At 43.9% G+C, this 18,044-nt stretch carries 19 protein-coding genes and 2 pseudogenes; 20 read left to right on the forward strand and 1 reads right to left on the reverse strand.

Going from position 1 to position 18,044, the window contains the following annotated elements:
* Positions 1 to 26 precede the first annotated feature (26 nt).
* From JCM19037_RS03615 to JCM19037_RS03690, 17 genes are all read left to right on the forward strand, one after another.
* Positions 27 to 1,478, forward strand: a complete 1,452-nt coding sequence (locus tag JCM19037_RS03615; RefSeq protein ID WP_052363506.1) for a DEAD/DEAH box helicase — start codon at positions 27 to 29, stop codon at positions 1,476 to 1,478.
* Positions 1,475 to 2,164, forward strand: a complete 690-nt coding sequence (locus JCM19037_RS03620; protein WP_052363507.1) for a ComF family protein — start codon at positions 1,475 to 1,477, stop codon at positions 2,162 to 2,164. The genes JCM19037_RS03615 and JCM19037_RS03620 overlap by 4 nt, the downstream gene beginning before the upstream one ends.
* A 98-nt stretch (positions 2,165 to 2,262) precedes the next feature.
* The gene (locus JCM19037_RS03625) at positions 2,263 to 2,673 is read left to right on the forward strand and encodes a TIGR03826 family flagellar region protein (RefSeq protein ID WP_042398111.1); all 411 of its coding nucleotides are present in this window, start codon (positions 2,263 to 2,265) and stop codon (positions 2,671 to 2,673) included.
* Positions 2,670 to 2,930: a flagellar biosynthesis anti-sigma factor FlgM gene (gene flgM / locus JCM19037_RS03630; RefSeq protein WP_052363509.1), complete on the forward strand. Its 261-nt coding sequence runs from the start codon at positions 2,670 to 2,672 to the stop codon at positions 2,928 to 2,930. The genes JCM19037_RS03625 and flgM overlap by 4 nt, the downstream gene beginning before the upstream one ends.
* On the forward strand, positions 2,927 to 3,457 hold the full coding sequence (locus JCM19037_RS03635) for a flagellar protein FlgN (protein WP_042397972.1): 531 nt from the start codon (positions 2,927 to 2,929) through the stop codon (positions 3,455 to 3,457). The genes flgM and JCM19037_RS03635 overlap by 4 nt, the downstream gene beginning before the upstream one ends.
* Before the next feature lie 15 nt (positions 3,458 to 3,472).
* The gene (gene flgK, locus JCM19037_RS03640) at positions 3,473 to 4,861 is read left to right on the forward strand and encodes a flagellar hook-associated protein FlgK (RefSeq protein WP_042397975.1); all 1,389 of its coding nucleotides are present in this window, start codon (positions 3,473 to 3,475) and stop codon (positions 4,859 to 4,861) included.
* A 19-nt stretch (positions 4,862 to 4,880) separates the two neighbouring features.
* On the forward strand, positions 4,881 to 5,951 hold the full coding sequence (flgL, locus tag JCM19037_RS03645; RefSeq protein WP_042397978.1) for a flagellar hook-associated protein FlgL: 1,071 nt from the start codon (positions 4,881 to 4,883) through the stop codon (positions 5,949 to 5,951).
* 183 nt (positions 5,952 to 6,134) lie between these two features.
* On the forward strand, positions 6,135 to 6,578 hold the full coding sequence (fliW, locus tag JCM19037_RS03650) for a flagellar assembly protein FliW (RefSeq protein ID WP_042397981.1): 444 nt from the start codon (positions 6,135 to 6,137) through the stop codon (positions 6,576 to 6,578).
* A 4-nt stretch (positions 6,579 to 6,582) separates the two neighbouring features.
* Positions 6,583 to 6,807, forward strand: coding sequence for a carbon storage regulator CsrA (gene csrA / locus JCM19037_RS03655; RefSeq protein ID WP_042397984.1), 225 nt, complete (start codon positions 6,583 to 6,585; stop codon positions 6,805 to 6,807).
* Between the two features lie 333 nt (positions 6,808 to 7,140).
* Positions 7,141 to 7,878: a LuxR C-terminal-related transcriptional regulator gene (locus tag JCM19037_RS21995; protein WP_052363510.1), complete on the forward strand. Its 738-nt coding sequence runs from the start codon at positions 7,141 to 7,143 to the stop codon at positions 7,876 to 7,878.
* Between the two features lie 110 nt (positions 7,879 to 7,988).
* Positions 7,989 to 8,360: a hypothetical protein gene (locus tag JCM19037_RS03665; RefSeq protein ID WP_042397987.1), complete on the forward strand. Its 372-nt coding sequence runs from the start codon at positions 7,989 to 7,991 to the stop codon at positions 8,358 to 8,360.
* 353 nt (positions 8,361 to 8,713) lie between these two features.
* On the forward strand, positions 8,714 to 9,046 hold the full coding sequence (locus JCM19037_RS03670; protein ID WP_042397990.1) for a flagellar protein FlaG: 333 nt from the start codon (positions 8,714 to 8,716) through the stop codon (positions 9,044 to 9,046).
* 128 nt (positions 9,047 to 9,174) lie between these two features.
* The gene (gene fliD, locus JCM19037_RS03675; RefSeq protein WP_042397993.1) at positions 9,175 to 10,779 is read left to right on the forward strand and encodes a flagellar filament capping protein FliD; all 1,605 of its coding nucleotides are present in this window, start codon (positions 9,175 to 9,177) and stop codon (positions 10,777 to 10,779) included.
* 29 nt (positions 10,780 to 10,808) lie between these two features.
* Positions 10,809 to 10,952, forward strand: coding sequence for a flagellar filament capping protein FliD (gene fliD, locus JCM19037_RS29855; RefSeq protein ID WP_373900331.1), 144 nt, complete (start codon positions 10,809 to 10,811; stop codon positions 10,950 to 10,952).
* 12 nt (positions 10,953 to 10,964) lie between these two features.
* Complete coding sequence (fliS, locus tag JCM19037_RS03680; RefSeq protein WP_042397996.1) at positions 10,965 to 11,375, forward strand: flagellar export chaperone FliS; 411 nt, start codon at positions 10,965 to 10,967, stop codon at positions 11,373 to 11,375.
* Positions 11,372 to 11,731: a hypothetical protein gene (locus JCM19037_RS03685; protein WP_042397999.1), complete on the forward strand. Its 360-nt coding sequence runs from the start codon at positions 11,372 to 11,374 to the stop codon at positions 11,729 to 11,731. Before fliS ends, JCM19037_RS03685 begins: the two co-directional genes overlap by 4 nt.
* A 216-nt stretch (positions 11,732 to 11,947) precedes the next feature.
* Positions 11,948 to 12,331, forward strand: a complete 384-nt coding sequence (locus JCM19037_RS03690; protein WP_042398002.1) for a hypothetical protein — start codon at positions 11,948 to 11,950, stop codon at positions 12,329 to 12,331.
* Between the two features lie 9 nt (positions 12,332 to 12,340).
* Here JCM19037_RS03690 and JCM19037_RS03695 read toward each other — a convergent pair whose 3' ends face one another.
* Positions 12,341 to 13,237 (reverse strand): DUF6612 family protein, encoded by an 897-nt coding sequence (locus tag JCM19037_RS03695; protein WP_152548930.1) that lies wholly within the window; start codon positions 13,235 to 13,237, stop codon positions 12,341 to 12,343.
* Positions 13,238 to 13,570: 333 nt separating this feature from the next.
* Between JCM19037_RS03695 and hpf the strand changes: the two genes are divergently transcribed.
* The 3 genes and pseudogenes from hpf (at position 13,571) to prfB (ending at position 18,039) form a co-directional block, all read left to right on the forward strand.
* Complete coding sequence (gene hpf, locus JCM19037_RS03700; RefSeq protein WP_042398118.1) at positions 13,571 to 14,137, forward strand: ribosome hibernation-promoting factor, HPF/YfiA family; 567 nt, start codon at positions 13,571 to 13,573, stop codon at positions 14,135 to 14,137.
* 265 nt (positions 14,138 to 14,402) lie between these two features.
* A pseudogene (gene secA, locus JCM19037_RS03705) lies at positions 14,403 to 16,914 on the forward strand (preprotein translocase subunit SecA).
* An 18-nt stretch (positions 16,915 to 16,932) separates the two neighbouring features.
* Positions 16,933 to 18,039, forward strand: a pseudogene (gene prfB, locus JCM19037_RS03710) (peptide chain release factor 2).
* Positions 18,040 to 18,044 lie beyond the last annotated feature (5 nt).

Genomic DNA, 18,044 nt, shown 5'->3' on the forward strand with positions numbered 1-18,044 from the left:
GAATATTCTTTAATCGGAGGTGTCGAATGATTTGTGCTTGGGTTCGCTCTAGCTTACATGATCAACCGCTTATTGTGCCTGTAGATTGGATAGAAGCGGATGATGAACGACAATCAGCAGAAGGGTGGATTGCTGAACTTGAAGAACCAGACAAGTATACATATACGGGACGCGTTCTGCTCATGAATGAATTAGAACAGACGCAAACTGAAATTAGAGGACGTGTCCGATCTAGAGAATATATGCTTGTCCAAGGAATCTCCGTCCAAAAAGGAAAACGCCCGGAATGTCGTCGGTGTGGCAACCATAACCGAAGACGTTTTGCTACGAATCGATGTAGTTGGTGTAAATCAAATGATTGTCTGTATTGTCGTGAGTGTATTGGAATGGGCAAAGTGACTCGTTGCACCCCGCTCGTGGCAGAAACCGCCCGACCGGCGTTCCCTGAACAACAACTTCATTGGTCTGGCGCATTAACCGCCATGCAAATAAAAGCGTCAGAACGGATGGTCCAGTCTTTAAAAGGCGAAGCACATCAAGAACAGCTCATCTGGGCAGTTTGTGGTGCTGGGAAAACAGAAATGTTATTCCCTGCCTTAATCGAAGCGGTTCGCCAACAAAAGATCATTCTAATTGCAACACCGAGAACGGACGTCGTTTTAGAGCTAATCCCTCGTTTGAAGAAAGCTTTCCCCACTCTCCAGATTGCTGGTCTTTATGGCGGCAGTGATCAACGTTTCCATAGTGCACAGCTCTTTATTTCCACTACCCATCAAGCACGACGATTTCATAATTATTTTGACGTTGTTATTGTCGATGAAGTCGATGCCTTTCCTTATAGTTATGACTCTACACTTGCCTTCGCTGTCCAAAAATCCTCCACGCGCACAGCACATACATTTTATTTAAGTGCAACACCAGACAAAAAGTTAACGAAGCGCCTCGGATCGACAGGGCAAATTGTGAAAGTGAAACGTAGGTTTCACGGCTATCCATTACCGACTCCGAGATTTTCCTGGATCGGAAATTGGAAACGAGAATATGAAAAGACGAAGACAAGTCGGTATTTATTAAATTGGATTTCAAAAAAAGACGAGGCACGGAGGAGAACATTAATTTTTGTCCCTAATCGGTCGATGGCAGAGAAACTAGCTGAGTTCATCGGTCGTTCGGACATTACATCCGTGCATAGTGAAGATCCCAGCCGTAAAGAGATTGTTGAACAGTTTCGCCGAGGTGAGTATCAACATTTATTTACGACGACGATTTTAGAGCGAGGTGTTACGTTTCCGTCGATTGACGTCGCTGTGTTCGGTGCAGAAGATGATATCTTTACAACAGCAGCACTTGTGCAAATTGCAGGAAGAGCAGGCAGAAGCGCCGCTGACCCAACTGGGGATGTCGTGTTTTTTCATTACGGAAAAACGAAGGCAATGGCGAGTGCTGTGAGAATGATTAAGGAGATGAATCGCTCATGAATACTTGCGTCTATTGTGGTATAGAAGAAACTCGTCATCCAAGTTGGGCGACATTTTTTGTCGTAAACGACCACAACCTTTGCGGTCGATGTGCCGAGCATCTAGAAAAGCTCGGATCACCGTGGTGTGAAGTGTGTAGTAGACCGATGAAAGAAAACGGCATTTGTAGTGATTGCAACCGTTGGGAATCGAGTGCGAAGTGGGCTGGGTTAATCCAAAGGAATCGGTCGGTTTTTCAGTATAATGAGTGGATGCAAGGATATTTGGCGCAGCTCAAATATCGGGGAGATGCTGCACTTGCTAATGTGTTTGCCCGTAACCTGCAACGTATTTACTGTCAACAATTCGACCGATGTTTACTCGTCCCGATCCCGTTAAGTGAACAACGAATGAGCGAAAGAGGGTTCAATCAGAGTGAGGCTCTAGCAAATTTTTCCCCTGAGAAAATAGCGGATGTATTAGTACGAACCGTCCATGAAGATAAGATGAGTAAACAAGGCCGTAAGGGTAGGCTTTCAGGGAGTGCCCGACCTTTCGTTGTCGTAAATGCTAACCCAATTCTGAATCAACATGTTCTACTCATCGATGACGTATATACGACGGGAAGCACCGTTAGAAAAGCCGCAAAGCCATTGCTTGAAAAAGGAGCGATAAGTGTTTCTTCATTAACATTAGTGCGTAGTTGATTTCTGTTTCTTTTGTCCTATTATTGCATGAGTTACTAAACCGCAACCCGAAGTTGACCGATAGTAATAGTAGAAGAGTGCTTTTGGAGGTGCCGAGCATGGCAGAGTTGATGAATTGCAAATCGTGTGGCAATCTGTACGTAAAGACGATTCGAGATGTTTGTGATTCATGCTGGGGTGAGGCAGAAAAGCGATTTGAACGTGTCTACCAATTTGTAAAGAAGAAAGAAAACCGTAAAGCGACCATACAAGAGACCTCAGACCATACGGATGTAACAGAAAGCGAGATCTTGGATTATGTGCGCACCGGACGAATTCAACTAACAGACTTACCTGGATTCAATTGGCCATGTCACTTTTGTGGAAAACCAACTCGAAGCGGCCAACTGTGTCCTGCGTGTGAAAAACGGTTGTCTGAAGATCTTCATGAAAGCATGTCCCCAGTCGAAGGTTCAGGGCAGCGAGCATACTGGGTAAAAAACGAGCATCACGAAAGGAGAAAATCATGAAAATCCCTTCTTTTGGATCAATTAATCAGTACTATAAACAATCGCAAGTGAAGTCAACACCCGCAAGTAAAGGGGAAGCAAAACAAGATCGTGTAGAAATTTCTCAAGCGGCAAAAGAGATGCAATTAGGAAAAGTAGACCCGGCAAGAGAGCAGAGGGTACAAGAGTTGCAAGCGAAGATTGATGCGGGTGAGTACCGAGTAGATGAGCGAGCGGTAGCAAAGAAATTTTATGATTATTGGAATGAAGAACGATGAGTGGTAGAGAGGAAGCTGGCATGAGTGTCGTAAACGAATTAGCTAACGCATTCGAACAGCTTGAACAACGGCATCTTTATCTTTTGGAGTTAGCTGAGCGGAAAACAGAAGAAATAAAGCAAGCCAATGTAAAGGCGATACAAGAGGTAGTGAAATTTGAACGAGAGCAAGTAAAAGAGGTTCGGCGACTTGAACGTGATCGTCAACAAATGACAGCGCGTGTCATGAAAGAATTTGTACCACACGAGCCTTCGGATGTACCGATGAGTGAGTGGGTTAACAAGTTGCCTGACGAGGAACAATCTCTGCTTACGCAACGTTCATCCACGCTTCTTGCAGCCATTGAACGATTGAAAGAGCGAAATGAGTTGAATCAAGAATTGCTGTCCGATAGCTTAGCTGTCGTTCAATCGACACTACAAATGATTCAGCCTGATGAAGAGGCGATTGCTTATGCACCTGCAGGGTCTTCGGCGAAAGGGAAAAACGATTATCAACGATATTCAGCCTTTGATTCAAAGGCGTAGAAAGGGGAGGTTGTGATGGGTTCTACATTCCATGGTTTGCACACCGCATACAAAGGGTTAATGGCACAACAACAAGCGTTAAAGACGACTGGACATAATATTGCAAATGCCAATACCCCAGGCTATTCACGTCAACGTGTGAATTTTTCAGCCTCACAAGCATTCCCGGCACCGGGTATGAATGCACCCTCGATTCCAGGTCAAATTGGCACGGGTGTAGACGTGGATTCTGTACAACGGATTCGTAATGAATTTCTTGATCAGCAATTTCGCGGAGAACACGGCAAAGCTGGGTATTGGGAGAAGGTTCACGAATCGTACATACGAATGGAAGACATTATGAACGAACCAACCGATCATGGACTTAGCAGCGTGATGGACGAGTTTTGGCAGGCGTTGCAAGTGCTCGCTGATAATCCGAACGATAACAGTGCGAGAGAAGTCGTTCGCCAACAAGGGGAAGCGCTCGCAGATACGTACAACTATATGCAAAGTTCACTACAGACTGTTCAAATCGAACTGGACAAAGAACTTGAAGCATCGGTTAATAAAGTGAACAACTTGATGCAACAAATTCAAGACTTGAGCAACGATATTAATCGGATGGAACCTCACGGATATGTTCCGAATGACTTGTACGATCAAAGAGACCGCCTCATTGATGAACTTTCGGAGTATTTGCCGATCGAAGTTGAGCGGGTAGGGGAAGCTGGTGGGAACAGCCACCCGATTGCGATGGGACCGATTCAAATTCACCTTACTGATGCGAATGGTGACCGTATCGAGGATGGGCTGATTGTTCCTTTTGATGATCTCCCTGCGTTAGTGTATGAAGATGGTGGAATTTCCATCAACGAGATCACAGACTTAGGCAACTTAGGCAAGATTAGCGCATTGCATCAAAGCGTTCACGACACGTACCCGAATATGATGGGTGATCTTCAGGACATGATGAGTTCGTTTGTTGATGCGTTTAACGGTGTGCACAATGATGGAAGTGATGAGTCAGTCGACTTCTTTAATTTCTCAGGTGACACCCTTGAGCTCAGCGAAGCGATTCGTAATAATATTGAAAATATCAATGCAGGTTCGTCTGGCAGTAGTGACGGCTCGAACGCTTTGTTGCTTGCAGCTGAGATCGATGAACTAGCTGAAGGATACCGCACGATCATCGGACAGATGGCAGTGAAGACGAGCAATGCTGCTCGAAATGACTATAACAGCCAATCACGGTTATCAACGATTGATGGCAACCGGATGGCGATGAGTGCGGTTAGTTTGGACGAAGAGATGGTCAACATGATTACTTTTCAGCATGCGTACAATGCCGCTGCGCGCCAAATTACAGTCATTGATGAAATGCTCGATACGATTATTAACCGTATGGGTGTGGTCGGACGATAATGGAAAGTGAGGGAGAACGATGCGGGTAACGCAAACGATGATTGCCAATCAGACGCTTCGCCACATTCAGAGCAACTATTCACAGATCTCAAAATATCAAGACCAACTTGCGACAGGAAAGAAGATTAGCCGCGCGTCTCAAGACCCGGTTGCTGCGACAAGTGGGATGTTTTATCGCACGCAAGTCCGGGAGATCGAACAGTTTCAGAGAAACATTTCTTCGGCACAAACGTGGGTAGAGACGAGTGATCAGGCGGTTTATGACGTAAACCTTGCGATGCAGCGGGTACGAGAGCTGACTGTACAAGCGTCTAATGATACATACGATGAGACGCAACGGGCGGCTGTTGCTGAAGAGATTGCACAAATTATCGATCATATTGCCGATGTCGGTAATACACAAGTAAATAAGAAATATATTTTTAACGGGACGGATGCAGGGGAGAAGCCTATCGCCCAAGCTGAATTCGACATGAGCATTGAGCAGTTAACGGAAATGGAAGGCCAGGAAGAAGGATCCATAGATGGTGCGGTGCTTTATTACGAAGGCAACGTTTATGTTTGGAGTGATGGCGCCTTCTCCTCAGACAATGAAGATCTTCCCGATATAAGCATTGAAGATTTCGGTGAAAGTGTCGATCCTGACAAGGCGGTTCTATTTGGACCGAATGCAATTCAGATGAACGGTGAAAACGTTAATCTTGAACTCATGAAAGATGTAGAAATTCCAGTGAATGTTAACGGGAATGACGTATTCAGTCATCAAATGTTTGGTGATCTCATTCTATTGCAGCGAGCGATGACCGATGAAGAAGCAGATATCGGTCATCACCTGCAAACGGTGGACGAGCATATGGACGATATTCTTACGGTAGAAGCGCAAATTGGGGCGAAACAAAACCGTATCGACCTCACTGAGGCGCGTATGGACCAGCAATTTGTTACGGCGACAAGAATTATGTCTGATAATGAGGATGCAGATATATCAGCTGCAATCATAAATCTCGTTATCCACGAAAGTGTCTTGAACGCTTCTTTAGGTGCAGGTGCCAGAATTATGCAACCGAGCCTTATGGATTTTCTCCGCTAAAAGAACCGTAACAGGATTTTAACGATCCTTGTTACGGTTCTTTTATTTGTGGCGAAACATTATACCTGTGTAAACGATATCAAGTCTATTTAAGCACGAGAAGTGCTATTTCGCCTTTCGAACGAATCATAAATCAGTTAGAATAGAGGAAAGTTTATCCAATAAAGTGAAGGTGATGTTGCGTTGAAAGTAAGTACAAAATATTTTGGAGAAGTGGAAAGCGATCTTACAGAAGTTATACAATTTCCATATGGATTGCCTGGATTTGAACGAGAGAAGCAGTTTATCCTCCTGCCATTTGGGGCAGACACCGACTCTCCTTTTCACGTGTTGCAGTCAATCACCCGAGCGGAAGTCGCGTTTATCGTTGCGGATGTGTTTCAATTTTTCCCGGAATACGAAGTGGAAATTTCAGAAAGCGACGTGCTCGCACTAGAATTGGAAAATGAATACCGGACAGCGCTTTGGGGATTGATCACCATTAAAGAGCCTTTTGCTGATTCAACAATGAATTTGGTTGCTCCTGTTGTCATAAATGTGGAAAAAAAGCTAGCAAAGCAGTCATTTAAAGATCATACTACGTATACACGCAAGGAACGTCTTTTCCGACAGGTGAAGGAGGGGTAACCATATGCTCGTTTTAACGCGTAAAGCCGATGAAGCCATCAAAATCGGAGATCAAATCGAAATTAAGATTATTGGCATCGAGAATGATCAAGTAAAAATTGGCATTGAAGCTCCTAAGCATATTGATATTCACAGAAAAGAAATTTATATAGAAATTCAAGAAGAAAATAAAGAAGCTGCAATGATTTCTGAGGAACTTTTTTCCCAGATTCGTAATCTGAAAAACTAGCATAAATAATAGATATATAGATTAAATAATGAAATATAAGTCCAAACACATATATTTGTGAAATTTTCTGTGTGAAACCTGTGTGTGGAATATGATATTTTGTCTTAAAAATAATTCTAAAACACTAGTTCTATTCTCCGTCCCAGCCCGTTCCCTAATTTTGTCATGATTATTGCACCTTGCCCAGGTTGATGAACATTGTTAATCTTTCAACGAGAAGGTGTTAACTATCTGTTTGTTCTCTTGGTTTTATCACGAATTATGGTTCTTAAGTCTTAATTATAAAATAAGCAAACGTTTGATTAAGGATCGATGATGAAGGAGGGATCATTCATGCAAATCTCTGCCCGACCCCGCCATGGGAAGAAGGCGGAACCCTCTCGTCCTTTTCTTTGGCTACAACTAGGTGGAAAAAGGAATGATGAATACTTACTCACAGCATTAAAAGCAATTGGATTTGATGCTGAATATTTCGAACATACACCAGTTCGAGCCGATGAACTCCGAACACGAGTTACTTTGCTCGCAAAGGAAGAGAGTTTTCGCATATTAGAAAGTAGTGAGTTGCGAAAATTAATGAGAGACTACCGGATCCTTGCGGCAATTCCCGCCGATACCCCGGACCTATTGAGAAAAGCCGTTCATTCGGATATTTCAACACTCATTTGTATTAATCAAACCTCTAGACAAATTGCTCAACATTTTGCCGTTGCCAATGATTATTCGTCATACGTTGATCCGCTCCTGCAGATGGAACTCGTCGAAGTTCTACGTCTAAATCGTGGATCACTGCGAGATGAGAAACCGTTTAAAATTACGAAAAACGACGAAGACAATGACGCGCTGAAGCTTGACCATGCAAAGGCGTCAATGAGACTGACGGCTTCAGAGTGCAGAGTATTAGACTCGATTTTAAAAGGCAAAAGTAACCGAAAGATTGCTGAAGATGACTTTTTGAGCGTTTCAACAGTAAATAATCATGTAAGTCAATTAACGAAAAAGATCAATGCAAACGATCGTACCCATGCCATTAAGCGCGTGATCCAGCTCGGTTGGCTTCGGTCAGGCTGACTCCGTCCGCTAAACAAATCTAGAAAAGCTCCGATACTATAAGTAACACGACGAGCGGAGTCAGGAGCTAGCTCGCTCGTTGCAGACTTTCGAACACGCGGAGATGGTCAATGGTGTATGAACGGGAATTAGTGAAACAGCTAGAAATTGTAAGCGGTCGAATTGTTTTTACAATGGAACATAGTTTATACTTAATTGAGAACCAGTCTAGGAAAGCAACAATTATTAGTGAACTCAAGCACGTTCTAGATTTTTATAAAGAGCTTGATTCTTACATTCCAAGGACTGGAGACAACAGTGAAATTGGGAACGTTAAAGCGAGATTAACCCGCGCGCGACGTGGAATTGAAGAAGCGATTAGTATTGTTGAACTTGGTTATTACAGTCGTGCGCAAGACGTGCTGGCCAATCATCTGCTCCCTGCCAGCAAAAGGTTTCTTGAACATTTGCCGATGGCATTTTCTTTAGAACCGAATGCATAAAGGAGGACAATGGTTTGGATATTGCCGGACTATCAATGCTACAATCTCAACATATCGCTGGTGTAGAGTTGAACACTGCACTACTAAAGAAAGTAAAAGAAACGGCTGATGAGCATGGCAGAGAATGAATCAAATGCTAGAAGGAGTTCATCAAGCCGAAAGAATTGCTGAACCATATAAAGGAACGACAATTAATATTCGTGCGTAATGTGGGAGTAGCTCGTTGGCTACTCTTTTTTAATTTCTAAAATTTGTCATTTGAACGTATCCTTAGCCTTATCTTCAGTAGAGGAGCTGTACTTTTCGGTGATTCAGCCGATAATAGAAAAAACTGAATAAGGGCAGGGATGAATATGGAAACGAATGACATTACTGTGCGCCCTTCAACGATCGCACAAGCTTCGCTGCCGCGAGCGCCGAAGAACGAAGGGATTGACCCTCAAAACAAGGCAAAAACGATGGAATTGGCGCAAGTAAAAATTCATGTGGATGAAGCGAATGAAAGGCTGCAGTCGGTGCATACAAATTTACGATTTAAGATTCATGAAGATTTATCAAGGGTGTATGTTCAAGTCGTTGATCGCTTCTCTGATGAAGTCGTAAGAGAAGTTCCTCCAGAGAAGTTGCTAGATATGAGTGCAGCTTTACTTAGGCAAGTCGGTTTGATTGTTGATGAAAGAAGTTAGAGCGGCTATTGTAGCCGCTTTTTTCGTTGAAGCAGACCGACCTTCGACCTATCTTTATGATGACCGGTAAATGATCGATGATATTGGTCGATAAAAGGAATAACAAGGAAACTGAGCGGGGTGAAGGAATGAGAATTTCAGGGTTTGCGTCAGGAATGGATATCGATCAGATGGTGCGGGATCTTATGCGGGCGGAGCGGGCACCGATGGACAAGTTCATGCAACAACAAACTTTTAAGAACTGGCAAGTTGAAGCATATCGAGAATTGAACACGAAGATTCGCTCCTTCGAACAATCTGTGTTTGATCGTTTGCTAACACCGAGTAAATTTCTCGGACGCACGGGCACGTCAACGAATGACAGTCTCGTGAGCGTCACTTCATCGTCAGGTACGGGGAATGCCCAGTATACGATTAATTCTGTATCCCAACTTGCAACGGCTGCATCTGCGTTTAGTACAGAGCGGGTCGGGGGAGAGGATTTTGATGTGCGTTCGCCGCTGAATGAGCAAGGAGTTAGTTGGAGCACGGGTAAAGTCGTCACGGATACGGCAGTGCACGAAGGAGATGGACAGTTTTCATTCGGCAGTGAGCATGACAACATCAAAGCCGACTCCGAAACGATCGTTCGTGTAAATGGGCGCACTTATGAAGTAGTGAATGATGAGCCAAAGGCAGGGCAAGTCCGAATTGAAGGAAATACGCTTCAGTTCAAGGACGGGGCTGTAGGCGAGAATGACCGGGTGGAAGTCGAGTTTATTACTGAAGCTGACGAGAAGTACAAGAAGGCGAGCATCTCGACGTTTAATGAGCGCGGAGAAGAAGTGATGCATAGCATCTTCATAAAGCCGGAAGACTCGCTCCAGACGGTGATGAACAAGTTTAACAATAGCGGTGTAGGTGTGAACATGTTCTATGATGACCATATGGGGCAAGTCGTCGTCTCACGAACTGATACGGGCGTGTTCAATAAAGACGGTCCTGAAATTCGATTTGATTCACATCTTGGTTCAGAGAATTCGGGGGCTAACACTTTCTTTGGAGGATTTCTTAATTTCGAAGAAACGAACGATCAAGGAGCAAAAAATGCCAAGTTTGAAATTAACGGTTTATCAACAGAGCGCAGATCGAACACGTTTTCGGTTGGAAATCTGACGATGACGCTTGGAGGAATATTTGATTCGCCAGTAACGGTCTCTTCTTCTGTAGATACCGATAAAATTGTAGATAACATTACGGCATTTGTTGATGAATACAACGCCTTAATCGATGAAATCCATGGAAACGTAAACGAACGACAAAACCGCGATTTTCCACCGCTTACGGATGAACAACGTCGTGAGATGAGCGAATATGAAGTGGAAATGTGGGAAGAGAAAGCACGCAGTGGCTTAATGAGTCGGGACCGGCAATTGAGTGCATTTTTAAGCGACATGAGAATGACGATGTATCAAACCATTGAAAACGGACAGTCGGACATCCGTCATTTGAGTGATCTTGGTATTACGACATCGAATGACTATCTTGAAAACGGAAAGCTTGAAATTGATCAAGCAAAACTGAGAGCAGCGGTTCAGGATGATCCTGAAGGGGCTTACAATTTCTTTGCGCAAACGGGTGAAAACCCGGGATTGGCTAGGCAATTGCGTAGCGATATAAACGGTGCGAGCGATATGGTTTCAAGAAAAGCAGGAGGGTCGAGCGGGCGTCACCAAAACCATCAATCTCATTAGGAAGAGAATTAAATAATCTTGATACGAGAATTAGCAATTTTGAACGTCGCCTTGAACAGAAAGAACAACGGTATTGGCGGCAGTTTACAGCGATGGAACAAGCCATTGCTCGTGCAAACTCTCAAGGGGATATGTTGTACAACTTTATGTTCGGGAATGGAAATATGATGTAGGAGGTCAAGGCAATGACATTTACCGGTGCAAATGCTCAACATGCGTATCAACAGAATCAATTTCAAACAGCATCTCCTGGGGAGCTGACACTCATGCTCTTTAATGGTTGTTTGAAATTTATTAAACTAGCGGAGAAGGCAATGGATGAAAAGGATCACGAAAATAAAAATGTCAACATTTCTAAAGCCCAAAACATTATTCGTGAACTGATGGTTACGCTTAGAGTGAGTGACGAAACGACCGAACAGATGATGAAAATGTATGACTTCATTTATGATCAGCTTGTACAAGCAAATGTTCAAAGTGATCGTGAAGCGTTAAAAACAGCCAATACGTTCGTAGCCGAATTTCGTGATACGTGGAAACAAGTCGTGCAGCTCGATCGCAAAGAGCGGCATGCCAGTGGAGCGAGACTACAATGACAATTATTACGATTCTCCATGAGTTAACGGAGAAGCTGTACAACCATATTCAAAAGCCTTTGCCGCCGGATGATGATGAGCGCGAACGGTACTTAGCAATGATCGATATATATTTGGAAAAACGGGAGAAAAGAATGAACGCTGCTGATCATCCTGGCGAGGCGGTGACGCGCGATCCAAAAGCGTTAGAGATTGTCCGTATGAACGAAGTGATTCAAGAACGGATGACCGAAATCAAAAACCTTATTGGTCAAGACCTCCATCAAACCCGAACAAAGAAATCAATTCAAACCCGTTATGAACGTGCTGACCAAGGAGCGGTAGGAGAAGGGTATTACTTTGATCGTAAAAATTAACACTTGTGAGTGTAAGACCTTTCGATCAACGCCCTTTCCGCTCGCTTAGGAAAGGTTTTTGCTATTTATATGAACGTGGCACTCTTTAGAAATGCATTAATAGAAGGTAGTGCTCTAACATTTGTAATACATAGATGAGGGTTTACTATTTTCTCGGGCTATTACACTCCTCTCGTTTGCAAAGGTTTTTTGATATAGTGTGAGTGAGGTGATTTCATGAATGCAGGTTTAAATCAACAAATTCAATTCTTGAACAATTATAGAGAGTACGTTGACACGGTCGTGGATGGGTTGCAGTTGGCTGTGCAATTTTTTCGTGAGGAACAGTATCCGTCAGGAGAACGACTGTTACAAGACTTTATGGTCGGTTTTGAACGGTTTGGTGAGGACAATATGACAATGTATGCGCTGTTTGGAGCGGATGAGCGACTCGCGGGAGAATGGCGCACATTTCAGGAAGAATGCGAAAATGTTCGACAGATGTTAGCTACGGATAATAAGAAAAAGTGGTCAGAAGTGATTACTCAACAGACGATCCCCGTTTTTCAACGTTGGAAGTTAACGGTTGACCAACTAATTCAAGAAAAGCAAGGCAAGTAAAGGGAGCGCTTATTCGACTTCGTCGGTAGCGCTCCCTTCCAGTTCTTGAAAAGCTTCAATGTCAATTTGGACTTGTTCCGCATTTTCAACGACATCGTCAGGGATGTCAATCGATTCTATGTCGTTGTAGTCACTATAAGTGAGTTGCAACGACTGTTGTGCACTAATTTGTGCGCTCTGTCCACTGCTGATCATCATATCAATGGTCGTCGTAAAACCGCGCATATGCATTGTATCCTTATCAATAATAATCTCAAACGTATACGATTCGACGTTGAGCAAACGGTCGAGGTCTTCCATCATTAAACGGAACCCTCCTTGCAAGGCAGGAAACAACTCTTCTTCTGCCTCTTCTAACCCTTCTAAGTCGCCATCGGCTGTAATTGTATAGCGACCGTCTTCTTCTACGAGCGTGATCGAAGTTGGGTCAAGCTGTTGCTCAAATAAGTGGAATTGATTTTCTTGATTAAATTGTTGGAGTGCATACAATGAATCGGCAGTTTCTTCTGGTAACTGAATCCACGTATTTAATGAACTCTCATGAACAAAAAATCCAATATCCTCATGAAAATAGGTTTCAATGACCGATTGCTCATGGGACGAATCATTATCTTCTTCGAGTGTTGCGGTTTCGTGGTAAGCGAACGGATCTTGGGTGAGTTGTTGAGTCGTCTCGGTAATGACACGTGCTGTCGTTAAGTTTCTGCGGTTTGATTGTTCCGCTCTCATATTGACTTCGTAACTGTCCAGAGCTGCCATCGTCATCATGGATTGTTCAAGTAAGGCCAGAGCTTCCTCCTCGGCACTTTCTTCTTCCACTTCCACTTCTTCATCTTCAGGAGCAGGACGCTCATCGGGCGGTTCGGGTTCTGTGCTGTCTGAGCATGCGCTGAGCAGTATCAGCAAACATGCAAACGATAACCAGTGCGGTTTGATCGGGATCCCCCCCCTAAATAAGCTTCATACACCTTATTTTACCATATCTCTAGTCGTTGCATGTATGGAATTGAAGTCCCGCAGATCTTGGATTGTTGACTAAAGATGTATACGAATAACGATTTGGAAGAAGATTGATAAAAGAAGACGTTTTTCGACACAGGGCAGTTCTTCTATTTGGCTTGCTCCCACATAGGATAAAATATTACAGCTGTCACACACCTGTAAATATTTTGTCGTTTCGGCAGGAATTTAATAAGGGTATAGAGAAACTGTATACATCCTGAAAGGAGGAGTCTGATGATGAATTACAATATCCGTGGAGAAAACATGGAAGTAACACCATCATTAAGAGACTATGTAGAAAAGAAAGTAGGGAAAGTAGAGAGGTATTTTGATTCACCTCCAGTTGCCGATGTGCACGTCAAAATGCAGGTGCAAAATACCAATGAAAACGATATAGAAGTGACCATCCCTATGTCTCAACTTCTTCTGCGAGCTGAAGAAACACATCCAGATATGTATGCCGCTATCGACCTTGTGGTTGAGAAACTTGAGCGACAAATACGCAAATACAAAACGAAAGTCAATCGCAAATTCAGGCAAAGTGGAACGAAAGACATTTTTAAAAATGAGATTGGTGTCACCGAGTTATCGAACGGCTATACTCCAGAAGACGATGAGGAAGGTTTTGACCTCGTTCGGACGAAAAGGTTTAATTTGAAACCGATGGATGCTGAAGAAGCCGTGTTACAAATGGATATGCTGGGTCACTCATTCTTTGTATTCTCAAATGCAGAGAATGGCGATACGAATGTCGTATACAGACGTAAAGACGGCAGGTACGGGCTTATTGAGCCTGAGGCTTGATCGTCGTAATAAGGCCGCTCCGATAAGGGGGCGGCTTTTCATTTTGGGTCAGAACACGTTACATACGAGGGATATTTCTTCTTTTGCATGTCATTATTAACGTTTCTGATAAGTTCTTCAAAACAGGTTGAGAACCCCGCATTGTAACAGATCAAACAAATTGTTAAAATAGTGAATGGAGACTATTTGAAGATAGGGAACGAAGGAAGTTCCTCATGAGTATAGAATACATCAACAACATGACGTTTGAGAGGAAGTTGATTACATGATCGGATTACTGAAGAAAGTAATTGGCGATACGGATGAGAAGAAGTTAAAAAAGCTAGAGAAACTTGTAAACGAAGTGAACATCTTAAGTGATGAAATGTCAGGGTTGTCAGACCACGACTTGGCTGGGAAAACGGAGAATTTTAAATCACGTTACCAAGCAGGCGAATCCCTAGATGATCTCTTGCCAGAAGCATTTGCTGTTGTTCGTGAAGGCGCGGAGCGCGTGCTAGGTCTTCGCCCGTATGATGTTCAGGTCGTGGGTGGTATTGTGTTGCACCGCGGCGATACTGCGGAAATGAAAACGGGTGAAGGTAAGACGTTGGTGGCGACGATGCCCGTGTATTTGAATGCGATCAGCGGTGACGGCGTGCACGTTGTTACGGTGAACGATTACCTCGCTCGACGAGATAGTGAGCAAATGGGTGAATTGTACCGTTTTCTCGGTCTGACTGTTGGTCTTAATGAAAAGGGAATGACGAAAGACGAGAAGCGTGAAGCGTATGCAAATGACGTGATTTACGGGACGAATAATGAGTTTGGCTTTGATTATTTGCGCGACAATATGGTGCTTTACAAAGAGCAGATGGTACAGCGCTCGCTAAACTTTGCGGTTGTCGATGAGGTTGACTCGATTTTGATTGACGAGGCGAGAACACCACTCATTATTTCTGGTTCTGTTGAACAGTCCACTGATCTGTACGTAAAAGCAGATGGGTTTGTTCGGATGCTGCGTGAAGAAGAGGACTACAATTACGAGGAAAAGTCGAAGAATGTGCGTCTGACAGAGGAAGGTGTCAACAAAGCTGAGAATTATTTTGGTTTGGACAATTTGTTTGATGCGGGCAACGTGCAATTGACTCACCATATTAACCAGTCGATGAAAGCGCACCGAGCGATGTTTAGAGACGATGACTATGTGGTTGAAGACGGAGAAGTTGTCATCGTTGACTCCTTTACAGGACGTCTTATGAAAGGGCGTCGCTACGGAGATGGACTTCATCAGGCAATTGAAGCGAAAGAAAGCCTCGCCATCCAGAAGGAGAGCATGACGCTTGCTTCCATTACGTTCCAAAACTATTTCCGAATGTACAAGAAATTATCTGGGATGACGGGTACGGCGAAAACCGAAGAAGAAGAATTCCAAAACATCTACAATATGAACGTCATTTCTGTGCCGACAAATGTGCCGATTCAACGTACGGACAAGTCGGATTTGATCTACCGAAAAATGGACTTCAAATTCCAAGCTGTCGCTGACCGAATTGAAGAGATTCATGGCACTGGACAGCCGATTCTTGTGGGTACGGCTAATGTGGACACGTCTGAGCTCGTTTCCAAGATGTTAAAAAAGAAACGGATTGAACACAACGTTCTAAACGCGAAGAACCATGCGAACGAAGCGAAAATCATCGAAAAAGCCGGTCAAAAAAATGCGGTCACGATTGCGACGAACATGGCGGGTCGTGGAACAGACATTAAGTTAGGCGAAGGCGTACCTGAGCTTGGTGGATTGTTTGTTTTAGGTACGGAGAGAAATGAAAGCCGTCGGATCGATAACCAGCTGCGCGGACGTTCAGGTCGTCAAGGGGATCCGGGCATGTCACAGTTCTTCTTATCGATGGAAGACACGCTCATGCGCCGATTTGCAAAGGAACAGATGCAAAATACATTGCAAAAAATGGGCATGGAAGATGATGAGCCACTGGAAAGTAAAGTCGTAACACGTATTGTTGAGTACTCGCAAAAGCGTGTTGAAGGTCATAACTTTGACGCCCGTAAGCAGATATTGCAGTACGATGATGTAATGCGTGAGCAACGTGACATCATTTACAAGCAGCGGATGGACGTGCTCGAGTCGGACAACCTTTCAGAAGTCGTTGAGGGCATGATGAAGAGTGTGTTGGACCGTACCGTCGCTCAATACACCCCAGAAGCAGAAGTGCCTGAAGACTGGGATATTGAAGGCTGATCGCCGAATTGAACAACACCGTATTGTATCGCGGTGATGTGACAGTGAACGACTTGTACGGAAAAGAACCAGAAGAAATTATTGAGTTCTTAGACGGTAAAGTAAAGGCGAATTACAAGGCGAAAGAAGCGGAAATTGGCGAAGAGAAAATGCGTGAATTTGAGAAAGTAATCATGCTTCGCGCGGTTGACCGTAAATGGATGAATCACATTGACCAGATGGAGCAACTGCGTCAAGGCATTCACTTACGTGCGTATGCTCAAAATGATCCGCTTCGTGAATACCGTCAAGAAGGCTACACGATGTTTGAAATTATGGTTTCCGATATTGAAGAGGAAGTCACTCGCTACGTCATGAAAGCGCGAATTCGCAACAACATGGAACGAGAGCAAGTAGCGGAACAAAAAGAAGCGACTCATGGCGAGAAGAAGCAAGAAGAAAAAAAGAAACAACCAATTAAAAAAGGCACGGAAGTGGCCGTAACGAACCATGCCCATGCGGAAGCGGGAAGAAATATAAGCATTGCCACGGTGCTTAAGATAAAGGATGATGAATGATGGACAGTGTAGAAATTCGGAATGAAATCTCAGCGATGCAAAAGCGCCTCGCGGACTTTAGGGGGTCTCTTTGACTTAGAGACCAAAGAGGCACGGATTGCTGAGCTGGAATTGAAGATGACGGAGCCTGGATTTTGGGATGATCAAAACGAGTCAAAAAAAAGTTATTGATGAATCCAACGGATTAAAAGATATTACAGTGACGTTTAGCGAGCTTGCCGAAGAGCTCGAGAATCAAGAAGTGAGCTATGAATTGTTGCAAGAAGAAGAGGACGCCGATCTGCAGCAAGACTTGGAGAAAAGCTTAAAACAACTCGGTGAACGCATCAATCAATTCGAGCTGCAAATGTTGCTCAGTGAGCCCCATGACGCAAAAATGCGATATTGGAGCTGCATCCTGGCGCAGGCGGGACAGAGTCACAAGACTGGGCGGAGATGCTATTGCGGATGTACACCCGTTGGGCGGAAAAACGGAAGTTTTCTGTAGAGACGATGGACTACTTGCCTGGTGATGAAGCGGGTGTTAAGAGCGTTACGTTGCTCATTAAAGGACTTAACGCTTATGGCTATCTGAAGGCGGAAAAAGGCGTTCATCGACTCGTGAGAATTTCGCCATTTGATTCATCGGGGAGAAGACATACATCATTTGTTTCGTGCGATGTGATGCCAGAGATGGATGATGACGTCGCCGTTGACATTAATACGGAAGACTTGAAGATTGATACGTATCGTGCGAGTGGTGCCGGTGGGCAACACGTCAATACGACCGACTCGGCGGTTCGCATTACTCATTTGCCAACAAACACGGTCGTGCAATGTCAAAACGAACGGTCTCAGATTAAAAACCGCGATCAAGCATGAAGATGCTAAAAGCGCGGCTTTATCAGTTGGAAATTGAAAAACAACAAAAAGAAATTGATGAGCTTCGTGGCGACCAAGGAGACATCGGTTGGGGAAACCAAATTCGTTCTTACGTATTCCACCCATATAACATGGTGAAAGACCACCGGACGAATTTTGAGGTTGGTAATACAGGTGGAGTGATGGATGGTGGCATTGATCCATTTATTGATGAATATTTACGATCCACTTTAGAGAATAAATAAGCAAA

The organism is Geomicrobium sp. JCM 19037 (assembly GCF_000698105.1).
Taxonomy (GTDB): domain Bacteria; phylum Bacillota; class Bacilli; order Bacillales; family Marinococcaceae; genus Geomicrobium_A.